We start from the raw sequence: 14,672 nt of genomic DNA on the forward strand, positions 1-14,672 counted from the left end.
GCCGCGGCGCATCAAGCCGGACCGTCCTCGGACGCGATAGCCCACGACGCCTCCTCGCCGGAGGACTCTCACTTGTCACAAACGTGTGCGCCCTATTCCGGCGGAGCCAGCCGCTCCTCGGTGGCCGAACTCAACAACCTCGGACGCACCGCGGACCGCCTCCGACGCGGAGGCTCCACCGGCTCGTCCCAGTGCTCCTCCTGGTCCTCGGGTTCCGGGTCGACACCGAGGGACGGCCGGATCAGCGCCGCGACGAGACCTACTGTCCCCAAAACCAATACGACGATCGGCACCGCCCAACTGGCGGTCAGGAACAAGCTCAGGAGACCGAACACGAGTGTCGACGCGGCGAAGAAGAGACTTTGGGGATCGCGGTTCATGGACACCCTCCTCAGAACGGATCGGCGTTGCAGGTGCGGCGGATCGTGACGGTCGCCTTGTTGAGTTCGGCGGTCTCGATATAGATGACATCCGTGCCATCACTCGGGAGACCGCTGGATTTGCTGGAACCCGTGCTCTCGAGACCGCTCAGCTTGTCGCCCTCCACCCGGATGGCGTGCTGTCGATCCCCTCGGAAGTTCCCGGCCGCGTCACTCAATTTCTCCAGCGGATCGTTGAGATCACCGGCCGCCTGCTGCAGACTCGCCAGCCGACCGCACAGTTCGGACTTGTCGACGGGCCAGCTCGTCAGGCAGGCGAAGGCGAATCCGGCCACCGCCACCGCCGCGAAGACCTTGTTCATCCCACGTACCGACAACACCGAGTTGAAGGCGGAACCCGCGCTTTCCGGCAGATCCGGGCGCAACTCGCGCAACAGGTACTGAAACACAAGGAAATTCGGGATCTCGTGCACATGCCGATTGAGGCGCGTACTGGCCCCTGCCTCAACCGTCACCACACCCTGCACCAGGCGGTAAGCGTGGACATCCTGCAGGGCAAACCTTTTCGAGCCCGCACCGAACTCCGCCGAGCTCATCCACCAGTCCCCGAACTCGACACGTCCACCGGCACGCAGGGATTCGAGCGCCGCGGGTGCCTGATGGGTGGCGATAGCCCGGGCCAGCTCGGGACCCCACTCCCGCACACCCGGCATCGCCTGAGTCAGTTCGATCTCGAAGCCCTCGGTATCGGTGATCAGGTAGCGGTAGTCGGTGTGCGGGCCGCGATCGTCCCGAACCTGAGTTATCTGCTGCCGCAGCAGTGCCGAGTCGTAACGCACCACTCGCGTCACAGTCGGTTCCGCGCCGTTCACATAGGTCGCGCCGTGCTCGAACAGATCGAGCCGATCCTGCAATTTCCGAGCAACGTACGTGGTGCGGTGCGCACCCAGGTCCTGCTCGGGCGCGGTGCTCCGAACTTCGCCCCGTGCATCGTCTCCGCTATGCCCGCGCATGGATCGTCGGGACATACCCCTCCTCGGTAGAACTCGTTCTCGCCTCAAACTAATGGCGAGCAACACACCGGGCAAACCGGGATTCGGCCGACACCTGCGCAAGGGGTGAAACGCCGAACGCCGCGACCCGGAATCGGGTCGCGGCGTTCGCGAACAGGTTCGATCTACTCCGGCCGGAGCGTCAGGATTCTCGGACCGTCCTCGGTCACCGCGACCGTGTGCTCCCAGTGCGCGGCACGGGTGCCGTCGCTGGTCACCACGGTCCAATCATCCTCGAGGGTCACGGTTTCCGTGGTGCCGAGGGTGAGCATCGGCTCGATCGCCAGCACCGAGCCGACCACGAGCTGCGGGCCCTTGCCGGGGGCGCCCTCGTTCGGCAGGAACGGATCCATGTGCATCTTGCGGCCGATCGCGTGACCGCCGTAGCCGTCCACGATCCCGTAGGAGCGGCCGTGCTCGACCTCGGCCGCGCGGGTGCCCAGCTCGATCGCGTGCGAGACGTCGGTCAGGCGGTTGCCGGCGATCATCGCCGCGATGCCGGCCTCCATCGACATCCGGGTCGCCTCGCTCAGCAGGCGATCGGCCTCGATGATCGTGCCGACGCCGAACGTCCACGCCGAATCACCGTGCCAGCCATCGAGAATCGCGCCGCAGTCGATGGACACCAGATCACCCTCGGCCAGGACATCGTCCTTGGTCGGGATGCCGTGCACGACGCGGTCGTTCACCGACGAGCAGATCGAACCCGGAAAGCCGTTGTAGCCCTTGAAGGACGGGATCGCTCCGGCTTCGCGGATGAGCTGCTCGGCGACCTCGTCCAGCTCCAGGGTCGAGACCCCGGGCTTGGCGGCATTGCGCACCGCCACCAGCGCGCGGCCGACGATTTCGCCGGCCGCCGCCATCGCGTCCAACTCACCGGCGGTGCGGAACGGCACCACCTTCTTGTTCTTGCGGCCGAAGACCATTCAGCGACCCAGCGCCGACAGCGCTCGCGCGTTCACGTCGGCGATCTCGCCGATGCCCTCGACCGACACGACGAGACCGTCGTAGTGGTCCAGCAGCGGCTCGGTCTCCTCGCGGTAGACGCGCATGCGGTTGCGGATGGTCTCCTCGGTGTCGTCACCGCGGCCGCGCGCCAGCATGCGCTCGACCACGACGTCCTCGGCCACCACGAAGCAGAGCACGGCGTCGAGCGAATGGCCCGACTCCTTGAGCATCTTCTCCAGGGCGTCGGCCTGATCGACCGTGCGCGGGTAGCCGTCCAGCACGAAGCCATTGGTGGCGTCCGGCTCGGCGATGCGAGCCTCGACCATGCGGTTGGTCACATCGCTGGGAACCAGATCCCCGGCGTCCATGTACTTCTGCGCCTCGCGGCCCAGCGCGGTCTGCTGGCCGATGTTCGCACGGAACAGATCCCCGGTGGAGATGTGCGGTACACCAAGCTTTTCCGACAGCAGGACGGCCTGCGTGCCTTTGCCGGCACCCGGCGGTCCGAGCAGAACAACTCTCACTTGAGGAACCCTTCGTAATTTCGATTCATCAACTGGCTCTCGATCTGTTTCACGGTATCGAGGCCCACGCTCACAATGATCAGCACCGCGGTACCGCCGAAGGGCAGGTTCTGCACACCGCTGTCGGCGCCGATGCCCAGCAACAGGTTCGGGAGCACGGCGACCGCGCCGAGGTAGATCGACCCGGGCAGGGTGATCCGGCTCAGCACGTAATTCAGGTAGTCGGCCGTCGGCTTGCCGGGGCGGTAGCCCGGGATGAAGCCGCCGAACTTCTTCATCTCGTCCGCGCGCTCCTCCGGATTGAAGGTGATCGCGACGTAGAAGTAGGTGAAGAACACGATCAACGCGAAGTAGATGCCGACGTAGACCGGGTTGCTCGGGTTGACCAGGTACTTCTGGATCAGCTCCTGCCACTTGGACATCTCGCCACCGGAGGTGTCCTGGGTGAGCTGAGCGAGCAGGTTGGGCAGATACAACAGCGACGAGGCGAAGATGACGGGGATGACGCCCGCCTGATTCACCTTCAGCGGCAGATAGGTCGACGAGCCGCCGTACATCTTGCGACCCACCACGCGTTTGGCGTACTGCACCGGGATCCGGCGCTGACCCTGCTCGACGAAGATGACACCCACGATCACGACCAGCGCGGCGGCGGCGACCATGCCGACCACGCCCCAGCCGCGGCTGTCGAGGATCATCTTGCCCTCGGCCGGGATGCGCGCCGCGATACCGGCGAAGATCAACAGCGACATGCCGTTACCGACACCGCGCTCGGTGATCTGCTCGCCGAACCACATGACCAGGGCGGCGCCCGCGGTCATGACCAGCACGATGATGATCATGCCGAAGATGGAGGTATCGGCCAGGATGTCCTCGGGGCACCCGCGCAGCAGCTGACCGCGCGCTGCGAGCGCCACCAGACCCGTCGCCTGCAGGACCGCCAGGGCGATCGAGAGGTATCGGGTGTACTGGGTCATTTTGTTCTGACCCGATTGGCCTTCTTTTCGCAGTTCCTCGAACCGCGGAATAACCACCGTCAACAGCTGGATAATGATGCTCGCGGTGATGTACGGCATGATGCCGATCGCGAACACCGACAGCTGCAGCAGAGCACCACCGGAGAAGAGGTTGATCAGCTGGTAGATGCCGGCGGAATCGCCGCCGTTGACCAGCTCGACACACTCTTGGATGTTCTTGTAGCTGACGCCCGGGGAGGGCAGCGCGGCGCCGATCCGGTAGAGCGCGATCAGCCCCAGCGTGAAGAGAATCTTCCGCCGTAAGTCCGGGGTCCTGAAAGCCGACACGAAGGCGGAAAGCACAGATCCTCCTGGCGAACGACATGGGTCAGGCCATGGCTACAACGACGGAACGCCGAATCCCCATGACAGTGTTGGCAGACAACACTTGAACTCTAACAGTGACACCGGGTGAGCTCTGCGCTCACCCGGTGTCGCTGATTTCAGATTACCGTCAGCCGAGAACGGTGGCGGTGCCACCGGCGGCGGTGATCTTCTCGGTGGCCGAGCCGGAGAACTTGTCGGCGGAGACCTGAACGGCCACACCGATTTCGCCCTCGCCGAGCACCTTCACGAGCTCGTTCTTGCGAACGAGACCGGAGGCGACGAGCTCCGCCTTGCCGATGGTGCCGCCCTCGGGGAACAGACGGGCGATGTCGGACACGTTCACGACCTGGTACTCGGTGCGGAACGGGTTCTTGAAGCCCTTCAGCTTGGGCAGACGCATGTGGATCGGCATCTGCCCGCCCTCGAAGCGGACCGGAACGTTCTTGCGAGCCTTCGTACCCTTGGTACCGCGGCCCGCGGTCTTGCCCTTGGAACCCTCACCGCGACCCACACGGGTCTTCTCGGTCTTGGAACCGGGGGCAGGACGCAGGTGATGCAACTTGATGGTCATGCTTAAACCTCCTCAACCTGAACGAGGTGGCGCACGACGTTGATCAGACCGCGGTTCTGCGCGTTGTCCTCGCGGACGACAGTCTGGCGAATGCCACGCAGGCCGAGGGTCCGCAGCGACTCGCGCTGGTTACGCAGGGCGCCAATGGAGCTCTTGGTCTGGGTCACTTTGAGATCTGCCATGTCAGACTCCCTGTCCCGCACGTGCACGCAGCATGCCCGCAGGAGCCACATCCTCGATGGGGAGACCGCGACGGGCGGCAACCTCTTCGGGGCGCTGCAGCATCTTGAGGGCAGCAACGGTGGCGTGCACGACGTTGATGGCGTTGTCGCTACCGAGCGACTTGGCCAGAATGTCGTGGATACCAGCGCACTCCAGCACGGCACGAGCCGCGCCACCGGCGATCACACCGGTACCGGGCGAAGCCGGACGCAGCATGACGACACCGGCCGCCGCCTCACCCTGAACCGGGTGAGTGATGGTGGAGCCGATCATCGGGACGCGGAAGAAGCTCTTGCGAGCCTCCTCGACACCCTTCTGGATGGCCGCGGGAACTTCCTTGGCCTTGCCGTAGCCGACGCCGACCAGACCGTTGCCGTCACCGACGATCACGAGGGCGGTGAAGCTGAAGCGACGACCACCCTTCACGACCTTGGAGACGCGGTTGATCGCGACTACGCGCTCGAGCTGGTTGCTCTTCTCGGCCTGCTGCTGATCGCGACGGTCGCCGCGGCCGCGGCCACGGTTGTCGCGGTCGTTGCCGCCAGGTCCGTTGTTCTGTCCGGCGGGACCGTTGTTTCCGCCGTCACGCCGCTGACGTCCCGGCATCAGACGTTCCTTCCGTTTGCAGTGTTGATCATCAGAACTTCAGCCCACCTTCACGGGCGGCATCCGCGAGCGCCGCGATACGGCCGTGGTAGTCGTGACCACCACGGTCGAACACGACCGCCTCGATGCCGGCAGCCTTGGCGCGGGCGGCGATGAGCTCGCCGACCTTGGCGCCCTTGGCGGACTTGTCACCCTCGACGGCGCGCACATCGGCCTCGATGGTCGACGCGTACGCGATGGTCTTGCCCACCGAGTCGTCGATCAGCTGAGCGTGGATGTGGCGCGAGGAGCGGTTGACCACCAGGCGCGGACGCACGGTGGTGCCTTCGATCTTCTTGCGCAGACGGAAGTGACGACGCGTCTTCGACAGACGACGGCGAGTCGAGGCATCCGTGCCCTTCGGCTTGCGCCGGAGCTTCTGGTTCTCAGTTTGTGCCATGGCTTACTTACCCGTCTTTCCGACCTTGCGGCGAACGACCTCGCCGGCGTAGCGGATGCCCTTGCCCTTGTACGGGTCGGGCTTGCGCAGGCCGTGGATCACCGCGGCAATCTGGCCGACCTTCTGCTTGTCGATACCCGACACCGAGAACTTGGTGGGAGCCTCGACCGCGAAGGTGATGCCCTCGGGAGCCTCGATCGGCACCGGGTGGCTGTAGCCCAGGGCGAACTCGAGGTTCGAACCCTTGGCCTGCACGCGGTAACCGACGCCGAAGATCTCCATCTTCTTCTCGTAGCCCTTGGTGACGCCCTCGATCATGTTGGAGACCAAGGTGCGGGTCAGGCCGTGAAGGGCGCGATTCTGACGCTCGTCGTTCGGACGAACGACCTCGAGCTCGCCGGACTCTGCGCGGGCGACGGTGATCGGCTCGGCGATGACATGCGACAGGGTGCCCTTGGGACCCTTGACCGCGATGTTCTGGCCGTCGATGGACACCTCGACGCCGGCGGGAACCGGGATCGGCTTCTTACCGATACGCGACATTGTTCCTACCTCCCTTACCAGACGTAGGCGAGGACTTCCCCGCCTACACTCTGCTGCTTGGCCTGACGGTCCGTGAGCAGACCAGCGGACGTGGAGATGATCGCCACGCCGAGGCCGCCGAGAACCTTGGGCAGGTTGGTGGACTTCGCGTACACACGCAGACCGGGCTTCGACACGCGACGCACGCCCTGCAGGCTGCGCTCACGGCTCGGGCCGTACTTGAGGTCGACGACGATGGCCTTGCCGACCTGAGCGTCTTCGATGCGGTAATCGGCGATGTAGCCCTCACGCTTGAGGATCTCGGCGATGTTCACCTTGATCTTCGAGTGGGGCGCCTTCACCTGATCGTGGTACGCCGAGTTGGCGTTGCGCAGACGGGTCAAGAAGTCTGCGATTGGATCAGTCATGGTCATGGGTTGACCGTTACCTTTCTCGCCGCGGTTCCCATCCAGCACCGTCTGAGATCGGCGGTCGTGGGCCTACGACAATTCGGGGCGGTCCAGCCGGGATTGCCCGACCGGATCATTCGCTTGCCACCTGGAGCAACGCCGCTACGACGACGCGTGCGGACATAGGTGTGCCCAGGCAACCGGTTCAGTGTAGACAAGCGCTCTGAGCACGCCAAATCGGGGTGGGGGTGAGCTCTGATCGCGGTCGGGGCGCGGGGATCGCTACCGCGAGCCGGTCAGGATGCCGCCGAGCCAGTCGGCGGAGCCCGTGGTCGTGTCCTGCTCGACCCGGCCCGGGATGTTCAGGGTGACCGATTCGGTGCGCGCGCCCTGGGTCGCGGAGATGACGTACGTTCCGTTCGCTTCCGGTGACCAGCTCAGCGTGCACTTCAGATAGTCCTTGCCCGCGTGCGTGACCGGGCACTCCTGGGGCGCGGCGTCGTCGACCTCGACGAATATCGGGTCGTGCACGTCGTCCCCCTTGACGGTGACATTGATGATGCAGTCACCCACCGCCACCGTGCAGTCGGTGTTGTCGCGGGCCGCGACCTTGATCGCGGAGACATGGGCGGTGGCCGCCGGGGCCAGTATCCCGGGCAGGACGAATGCCGTAATACCCACCGTGCCAACGGTTTTCGCTGCAAGCTTGAACATCGCGTCCTCCCTGGGCCGGTCACAGCGACCAGCCCGGGGAAACAGTAGTGAAAATCACATACTCCACATAGCCGAAATTGATGGGGCTGGCACGAGTGGAAAGAGTGAGCTGGGGCCGGGCGTGTCGTTGGTGGTTCAGGGGAACAGGGTGAGGGTTCGGCGCAGGACCTCGCGCACCACTTCGTCGTCCGGGCCGGAGATGAGGATCGAGGGGACGAGGGGGCCGACCAGCGGGTCGGCGGTCGAGGGGTTGATCTCGGGACCGACGACGGCGGAATAGATCGTGTAGAGCTCGGGCGTGTCGGGGACTTCGCGATAGACGGTGTGCCTGCTGTTCAGGTCGACGGGCTCGGTACCGGTGACCAGACCGCGTTCCATGTAGTCGTAGTGCAGGGCGATCGGGGTGTCCCGGTAGGTGAACTCGCAGCTGCGCAGGCCGCGGTCCGCGGTCGCGGGGTCGACGCCGAGTGCGGACAGGACATCGCAGGGGTCGACGCCGGTGAGGACCGTGCGGACGGTGTCGGGCGAGGTGCCCTGGGCCGGTTCGCGCTGCCATTCGGCGATGGCGGGGGCCAGTTGCCGGGTGGCCAGGTCGCAGGGATTTCCGGCGGACGGGGTACGCACCTGGAGCCGCAGGGTCACGCCGGCGGGGAATTGCGCCTTCGCGACGCAGTCGCGGCTGTATTCGAAGTTCGCGGGGAGGTCGGCGTCCAGGAGTTCCACCGGGACGTCGGCGACCGTGGTCCGGGTGATGCGGCCGTCGGAGGTGGTCGTGCCGACGAAGGCCGACCAGGTCAGGGCCGTACCGGTGTCGCGGTCGGTGGAATCCAGCACGGCCGCACAGGATTCCGGGCCCTTGGTCGAGACCGAGAGCAGGGTGCCGAGTTTCTCCAGCTGCGCGCGCGGCAGCAGGGCGCAGGGGTCGATCGCGCGCGTGCGGCGCATCGCCTCCAGGCGCTGATCGTCGTTGCCGGGGGCGGTGAGCCAGAAGCTCGGCTCGGGTTCGCCTCCCCCGCAACCGGTTACGAACAGCAGCGGCAGTACGGCCATGACCGCGCGTCGAATCATCGGAACCCCCGGCGTTCGGGCCCGTCGCTTCGGCCACGCGGTCAGGACTCGGGGGTGGGGGCCCGGCGGCTCTGGATGATCCGGCGCGCGCCGGCCAGGGTTGCCGCGCCCAGCACGTCCTCGAGCTGTTCCCAGCGGGTGACGAAGTCGGTGAGCATCATCATCATGACATCGGGGAAGGCGTAGAGGAACGTTTTGTAGCGGTAGTGGTCGAGGTAGTAGAGGCGGACGCGGGTCGTCGCGGTGACCGTCGCGGTTCTGGTGTCGATGAACAGGTCGTGGCTGCCCAGGACCGCGCCGCGGGACATGATCGCGCGTTCGTAGACGCCGCCGAAGTCGACTTCCACCTCACCCTCGGCGATGACGTAGACGCCGTGGGCTGGGTCATCCTCGCGGCAGATGGAATCGCCGGGGTCGTAGGTGATTTCGTCGAACATCGAGGCGAGGGTTTCCAGGTCGGTGTCGACCAGAGGTGCGAAGAGGCGGACGCCGAAGGGATCGACGCCGTCGGCGAGGCAGGCCATGCGCTCGCGGATCCGGGCGGGGCTCAGGTGGCCGATCCGCATGCGGGCGAAGCGTTTCATGCGTTCGATGTCGCGGCGCTGGCGGCGGGCGGTTTCGGTGGCGGGCGGGCTGTAGAGCGAGGAGTCGCCGGTGATGCGGGCGGCTTCGCGCAGACCGGACTCGTAGGCGCTGTGCACGCAGCCCCAGTGGTAGCTGTTGGTGGCTTCGCCGGCGAAGTAGAGGCGGTCGGCGACGGGTTCGGCGAGGGTGTCGAGATCGCGCGGGGAGGCGTCTACGCCGATGCAAGCGTAGGCGCCGCGGGCGTAGGGGTCCGAGTTCCAGGCGGTGCGTGAAATGTGTTTCGGTGCGGGGGTATTCGCGCCGAAGATGTCGTTCACGACCGTGGTCGCGTAGTCGTGGACCTGTGCGTCGGGCCAGGATTCCATGTCCCTGCCCAGGGACGCGCCCAGCAGCAGGACCAGGATCGGTCTGCCGTGCGATTTCCACATGCTGATCACGACGGTGGGATAGCTCGCGGTTTCGCGGCAGAGGTAGCCGAAGACGTATTGCTCTGCGGGCCAGAATCTTTCGTCGTAGTGCAGGGCGATCTTGTTGAGGGTGCCGAAACCGAGGCGGGCCAGGGCCTGCTGTTTGCGGTCCGGGAGGGGCGGATCGAACAGCACGTCTCCGGACTTCAGGACGCCGAGCGGGACCGTGATCAGGACCTTGTCGGCCTCGTGGACTTTGCTGTCGGTAATGACACGGACGTGACTGCCACTCAACGCGATTCGTCTGACCGGGGTGCCGAGTTCCACCGTCGCGCCGTCGGCGAGGGAGGCGATGACCGAGTGGTATCCGCCGTGCAGGACGCTGTCGCCGTAGCCGTAGACGCGGTAGCCGTCCTCCCAGTACTTGAAGGACAGGCGGTCGGGGTCCTCGGCGACGTCTTCGCGCAGAATCACGTTCAGGTGGTACCGGATGGCCTGCTCGTCCTGCGCGGAATGCTCGCCCGCGGCAAGGATCTCGTCGAGAACGCTGGCCAGGGACATGTCCGGATGTCCACGCCGGCGGGCGATCTCGGCCCGCTGCTCGAGTTCGTGCAGGACCTGATCGGCCAGGGCGAGGGTGCGGCTCTTGGCCGTCGGGGTCGTGACGACACCCTCCGGGCCGAACAGGGTCAGGCTGTCGAATCCGCCCGTGTACGAGCTGTCCCCGCCGACGTAGCTGAACGGTATCTCGAGCCGCTCCACCAGCTCGGTGAGCGGGTTCCCCTCGGTGCCGTGGATCCAGTGCGCGCCCAGGTCGACACCCTCGGCGTCGGTCCAGATCCGGCCGCCGATCCGGTCCCGGGCCTCGACGATCGTGACGGCGTGGCCGAGCTTGCGAAGCGCCTGCGCGGCAGCGAGTCCCGCGATACCGGCCCCGACCACGATGATTCCGAGCTTCGCCCCCTCCCCCGCCCCGCCGACCACGCCCTGCCCCGCGGCGGTGGGCTCCGAGTTCCCGTTCCCCTGAAAACCACCCGGCTGTGCCATCACCTCAGTATCAGGGAGATCAGCTGAGCGAGAGGGGGATTCCGACTGATGGTCAACTGAATAGTTGCTGCCCGTCATCGCGGGCGATGTGTGCGTCCGAAGGAACGGTCGCGGCGGGCAGCAGGAGATTCATGACAGGTCGAAGCGGGGAGCGGAATCGCTGCGGATGCGGACCCGGCCCCAATCACCCTCCACTGCGAAGACCCCGTCGTCGTTGCTGAGTGCGTCGATATTGCCGAGATCCACTTCGCCGGTCGCATCGGTGAACTGCTGGCTGGATCGGGACAGCCACTGCACCTCGGTGGCTTCGGCGAAGACCAGATTCCCCTTGGCATAGCAGTATTGCTCGCCGGGCAGGGGGTCGTGGTAAGCGGGATGCTGCCGGGTGAGTACGGCTTCGAGGTTGAATCGAACTTCGTTCGGCAGTTCGAATATGCCGAGCACATAGCTGTCCTCGAGATACAGACCCGCTAGTTCGGGGTAGTCGGTGTAGTCGCGCTTCATCACCAGTCCCATTCGATGTCGGTGTGGTTGCCTGGACTTCTGCGTGTCACTTCATTACCGAACGGATCAATTCGCCGGCCGTCCTCGTTGCGAATCTCCACGTGCGGCGTCTCGCTACCTTCGGCACGATCACTGCCTTTCTTGATCGTCAGCCTGGTGACACCGTTTTCATCTGTGTACTTCGGTGGGCCGTTCTCGGTTTGAGTCTTGGTCCAACCACGACTCTTCGCATAGTCCTCAAGCTCACTTGCTTTCGGTTTTCGACCGTTCGCAAAGAGTTCGTCCCACTGTTTCGGGGCAACCCGCTTCAGATCGTCGCCGTGTTTCTTGACGAGGTCGACTATGCGTTGGAGTTTCTCGCGGGTGGTGGCCACCGGACTCTTGATGTGGACCTTATCGAGGAGCTTCGCCTTACCGACTATGCCCGCAATCTTGCCGGCGTAGGACTTCACCTTCAGCGCGATCTTGCCAACTCGGTAGGCGGCCACGGCGGCGGCGCCGAAACCGGCGGTCAGCACCCCCGCCACCGCGGAGAAGACGAGACTGACGGCCACTTCTTTCGCGATATCGGCGGCCAGGTCGGTGAGCAGGGCTTTCAGTTGGGTGCGTAGATCGTCCACCGCGGTCTTCTGGTCGCGGCAGGACTGCGACACGTCGCCGAACGTGGCACACACGGTCTCGGCGGCGGCTTTCATCTCGCGGAGGTCTTCGTCGATGAAGGCCGCTTCGGGGGCGGTGACCGCTTCGAAGTTCTTGGCCACAGCCTCGAGTTCGGCAGCCAGGTTCGCCACACTGTCGTGGGTGGCGAGCGCATTCCAGGCGGCCGCGGCCTTGATGAGTTTGTCAGGATCACCGTCGGGGATCGGCACTCCGGCCGCGGCGGCCAGTTCGAATCCGTCATCGGCCAGACCGCTACCGGCACCGCCCGCGGATGGCGGCGGGATGGGGCAGGTACTCCATGCCATCGGAAATGCAACGGGTGCTGCGGGTTCCGGGCGACCCGTGCCGGCCCGGTAGTCCGCGAGCGCGTAGTTGTAGCCGGCTTGCTGGAGGATTCCGGCGTAGTTGTCGATCGCTTGGACCAGCGAGCTTGCCAAGCTGTAGGCGTCCCAGGCGACGGAGTCGTAGGACTTCGCCCACTCGCCGCAGGCTCCGACGGTGCCGCCCATGTCTACTGTGTCGGACAGCGCGGTCATCTGGCCTTGGAAGGCCGCGTGGAAGTCGGTCGCCGCGGAATTCAGGGCCGCAGCGGCGGTCGCGTAGACATTCGGGTCGACATTGAAATCAGTCATCGGAGGACCGGGCGCGGCCGAGCATGGCGAGGTTGGTCGCGGCCGCGGTGCTGTAGCGGGTGTGAGCTTCGGCGGCGGCCTGTTTCATCTCGGCCATGCCGGTGGCGATTTCCGCAGCGCCCGTCAGCCACTTCGTGAACGCCGCGGAGTGGGCGGTCGCAGCCTGGCCGGTCCAGCTCTGCTGGACCGTACCGATGCGTTGTTCCAGGCCGGACAGGCTGTCGGTGAGGAACGCGGCGAAGGCGGAGACGCGGGTGGCGATGTGTTCCAGCTCGGACAGGTCGGCCTGGAAGGCTTGGGAGCTGGTCACTGTTTCCCCTGGTGGTTGTGAAGTGTGGCGGTTCGGGCGCGTTGTTGTTGGCGATTCGGCGCGGTGGGTTTCCGGCTCGTGGCGTGGGTCAGGGCAGATTCAGGAGGGAGCCCGCGTTCGATTCGTCGACATCCGTGTACGTGGTGGCGGAGACGCCCAGGAGGTCGGCCATCGCGGCGAGGGCCTCGAGAATCTCGGTCGCGCCTTCGCGGACCTCGTCCCAGCCGTGGCGGTAGTGGTCGGCGGAGCTGCCTTTCCACGTCGTCAGCAGGGCGGTGACGTTGGTGTCCAGGGAACGGACGCCGGTGATCAGCTCTTCGGCGGTGAGTTGCAGGTATCTGCCCGCGTCGGTTACCTCGGCGGGGACTGCCTGGAACTCTCGTCCGGACGCGTCTGCCTCAGGTGCCACGATCCCTCCCCGTCTCTGGTCATGCGTCGAAGCTCTGACAACTTACAGCCTCGGAAATATGCCGTGGCCAGCAGGTTCATACTTCGCACCCCCGGGGTTCGGGCGGCACTCGGACTCCGGGGCGTGGCTTCGGAGTGGACCGGGACAGCACAACGCCCCTGCCGCGCAATCCGGTGGCGGCAGGGGCGAGGTTCGGTCCGGGACTACGCCTTCGTGTCGGATGCGTAGGCGGAGAGGAACTTCCGGGTCCGGGTATCGGCGCGGGTGTAGACGCTGGCGACGAAATCCGTTGCGCCGGCGGCGGAGATGGCCTCGAGTTGGGTCGCCACCTCCTCCTCGGTGCCGATCACCGCGAGATCGGCTGGGCCCGAAGCGCCTTCGCGGTCCATCATCGCGCGGTAGGAGGGGAGGGTGTTGTAGACGGCGAACGCCTTGCCCGCAGCCTCGCGGGCGGGGGCCGGGTCGTCGGTTACGCAGATCGGGAGGTTGCAGACGATTCGGGGGGCGGGGCGGTTCGCGGTGGCGGCGGCCTCGCTGATCAGGGGAGCGATGTGGTCGGCGATCGTGGTGGGGCCCGTCATCCAGAGGATGGTGCCCGCCGTCGCGCGGCCCGCGAGTTTGAGCATGTGCGGGCCGAGAGCCGCCAGTAGGACCGGGATTTCGCCTTCGGCGGGGGTGGACAGGGCCACGTTCGCGCGGAGGGTCTCGCCCTCGAAGGAGACGGGCTGGCCGGACAGCAGCGGGGTCAGGACCTCGAGGTACTCGCGCATGTGGCGGGCTGGGCGGTCGTAGTCGAGGCCGAACATGTTCTCGATGACGATCTTGTGGGACAGGCCGATGCCGAGGGTCAGGCGGTTCGGGCCCAGGGCCAGGGCGGTGGTGCGGGCCTGCTGGGCGAGCGCGGCCGGGTGGCGCGGGTAGGTGGGGACGACCGCGGGGCCCAGCTCGATGCCGGGGACCCGGCTGCCCGCGACCGCGAGGGCGGTGAGCGCGTCCAGACCGAAGATGTGCGGCAACCAGGCCGAGGCGAAGCCGTCTGCGGCGGCTTCGGCGACCTCGTCGGTGAGGCGCGCCAGAGCGTCGGGGCCACGGCCCTCGTTGAGCAGAATGCCGATACGCATATGTCTCTCCTCTCGTCGGAGGAGAGCATAGGCCGCCGACCGAATCGCGAGGTTTGCGGCACACGCCGGGAACGTTGACCACTTAGCCGGAGCGACGCAGCGGGGATCGCTTCTATCCAAGCGCGGTGGAGTGATAACCATCAGCCAGAGGCTCGACGGGACAGCAGGGCAGCCGGAATCCGGACGAAACCGTCCCCA

The 14,672-nt window shown here is 66.0% G+C and carries 19 protein-coding genes; all 19 read right to left on the reverse strand.

The window, feature by feature from the left end; all coding sequences use genetic code 11:
• Nucleotides 1-92 precede the first annotated feature (92 nt).
• The 19 genes from ACWDOP_RS04750 to ACWDOP_RS04840 all read right to left on the reverse strand — a co-directional run bounded on the left by ACWDOP_RS04750 (nucleotide 93) and on the right by ACWDOP_RS04840 (nucleotide 14,474).
• Nucleotides 93-380 carry a hypothetical protein gene (locus ACWDOP_RS04750; protein WP_456343952.1) on the reverse strand — a complete coding sequence of 96 codons (288 nt, stop codon included), beginning with the start codon at nucleotides 378-380 and terminating at the stop codon, nucleotides 93-95.
• A gap of 11 nt (nucleotides 381-391) precedes the next feature.
• Nucleotides 392-1,459 carry a DUF6585 family protein gene (locus tag ACWDOP_RS04755; RefSeq protein ID WP_456343953.1) on the reverse strand — a complete coding sequence of 356 codons (1,068 nt, stop codon included), beginning with the start codon at nucleotides 1,457-1,459 and terminating at the stop codon, nucleotides 392-394.
• Nucleotides 1,460-1,557: 98 nt separating this feature from the next.
• On the reverse strand, nucleotides 1,558-2,358 hold the full coding sequence (gene map / locus ACWDOP_RS04760) for a type I methionyl aminopeptidase (RefSeq protein ID WP_454206327.1): 801 nt from the start codon (nucleotides 2,356-2,358) through the stop codon (nucleotides 1,558-1,560).
• Nucleotides 2,359-2,904, reverse strand: coding sequence for an adenylate kinase (locus tag ACWDOP_RS04765; RefSeq protein WP_454206329.1), 546 nt, complete (start codon nucleotides 2,902-2,904; stop codon nucleotides 2,359-2,361). It abuts the gene before it with no gap.
• Nucleotides 2,901-4,223: a preprotein translocase subunit SecY gene (gene secY, locus ACWDOP_RS04770; RefSeq protein WP_456343954.1), complete on the reverse strand. Its 1,323-nt coding sequence runs from the start codon at nucleotides 4,221-4,223 to the stop codon at nucleotides 2,901-2,903. Before secY ends, ACWDOP_RS04765 begins: the two co-directional genes overlap by 4 nt.
• A gap of 151 nt (nucleotides 4,224-4,374) precedes the next feature.
• Nucleotides 4,375-4,818: a 50S ribosomal protein L15 gene (gene rplO, locus ACWDOP_RS04775; protein ID WP_454206333.1), complete on the reverse strand. Its 444-nt coding sequence runs from the start codon at nucleotides 4,816-4,818 to the stop codon at nucleotides 4,375-4,377.
• A gap of 2 nt (nucleotides 4,819-4,820) precedes the next feature.
• On the reverse strand, nucleotides 4,821-5,000 hold the full coding sequence (rpmD, locus tag ACWDOP_RS04780; protein WP_153809684.1) for a 50S ribosomal protein L30: 180 nt from the start codon (nucleotides 4,998-5,000) through the stop codon (nucleotides 4,821-4,823).
• Between the two features lies 1 nt (nucleotide 5,001).
• The gene (gene rpsE / locus ACWDOP_RS04785; protein WP_354986614.1) at nucleotides 5,002-5,646 is read right to left on the reverse strand and encodes a 30S ribosomal protein S5; all 645 of its coding nucleotides are present in this window, start codon (nucleotides 5,644-5,646) and stop codon (nucleotides 5,002-5,004) included.
• Nucleotides 5,647-5,677: 31 nt separating this feature from the next.
• Nucleotides 5,678-6,085 carry a 50S ribosomal protein L18 gene (gene rplR / locus ACWDOP_RS04790; protein ID WP_454206335.1) on the reverse strand — a complete coding sequence of 136 codons (408 nt, stop codon included), beginning with the start codon at nucleotides 6,083-6,085 and terminating at the stop codon, nucleotides 5,678-5,680.
• Nucleotides 6,086-6,088: 3 nt separating this feature from the next.
• Entirely contained in the window at nucleotides 6,089-6,628 is a 540-nt protein-coding gene (gene rplF, locus ACWDOP_RS04795; protein ID WP_354986616.1) for a 50S ribosomal protein L6, read from the reverse strand.
• Between the two features lie 14 nt (nucleotides 6,629-6,642).
• Nucleotides 6,643-7,041: a 30S ribosomal protein S8 gene (gene rpsH / locus ACWDOP_RS04800; protein WP_454206338.1), complete on the reverse strand. Its 399-nt coding sequence runs from the start codon at nucleotides 7,039-7,041 to the stop codon at nucleotides 6,643-6,645.
• Nucleotides 7,042-7,299: 258 nt separating this feature from the next.
• A complete protein-coding gene (locus ACWDOP_RS04805; RefSeq protein WP_456343955.1) occupies nucleotides 7,300-7,731 on the reverse strand; it encodes a hypothetical protein in 432 nt (143 codons plus the stop codon).
• Between the two features lie 135 nt (nucleotides 7,732-7,866).
• Nucleotides 7,867-8,799 carry a hypothetical protein gene (locus ACWDOP_RS04810; RefSeq protein ID WP_456343956.1) on the reverse strand — a complete coding sequence of 311 codons (933 nt, stop codon included), beginning with the start codon at nucleotides 8,797-8,799 and terminating at the stop codon, nucleotides 7,867-7,869.
• A gap of 41 nt (nucleotides 8,800-8,840) precedes the next feature.
• On the reverse strand, nucleotides 8,841-10,838 hold the full coding sequence (locus ACWDOP_RS04815; protein WP_456343957.1) for an FAD-dependent oxidoreductase: 1,998 nt from the start codon (nucleotides 10,836-10,838) through the stop codon (nucleotides 8,841-8,843).
• Nucleotides 10,839-10,967: 129 nt separating this feature from the next.
• The gene (locus ACWDOP_RS04820) at nucleotides 10,968-11,354 is read right to left on the reverse strand and encodes a hypothetical protein (RefSeq protein WP_456343958.1); all 387 of its coding nucleotides are present in this window, start codon (nucleotides 11,352-11,354) and stop codon (nucleotides 10,968-10,970) included.
• Nucleotides 11,342-12,634 carry a WXG100-like domain-containing protein gene (locus ACWDOP_RS04825; protein WP_456343959.1) on the reverse strand — a complete coding sequence of 431 codons (1,293 nt, stop codon included), beginning with the start codon at nucleotides 12,632-12,634 and terminating at the stop codon, nucleotides 11,342-11,344. Before ACWDOP_RS04825 ends, ACWDOP_RS04820 begins: the two co-directional genes overlap by 13 nt.
• On the reverse strand, nucleotides 12,627-12,944 hold the full coding sequence (locus tag ACWDOP_RS04830; protein WP_456343960.1) for a WXG100 family type VII secretion target: 318 nt from the start codon (nucleotides 12,942-12,944) through the stop codon (nucleotides 12,627-12,629). The genes ACWDOP_RS04825 and ACWDOP_RS04830 overlap by 8 nt, the downstream gene beginning before the upstream one ends.
• 88 nt (nucleotides 12,945-13,032) lie before the next feature.
• Nucleotides 13,033-13,353: a WXG100 family type VII secretion target gene (locus ACWDOP_RS04835; RefSeq protein ID WP_456343961.1), complete on the reverse strand. Its 321-nt coding sequence runs from the start codon at nucleotides 13,351-13,353 to the stop codon at nucleotides 13,033-13,035.
• Nucleotides 13,354-13,556: 203 nt separating this feature from the next.
• The gene (locus ACWDOP_RS04840) at nucleotides 13,557-14,474 is read right to left on the reverse strand and encodes an LLM class F420-dependent oxidoreductase (protein ID WP_456343962.1); all 918 of its coding nucleotides are present in this window, start codon (nucleotides 14,472-14,474) and stop codon (nucleotides 13,557-13,559) included.
• Nucleotides 14,475-14,672 lie beyond the last annotated feature (198 nt).

This window comes from Nocardia sp. NPDC003693 (assembly GCF_053981095.1).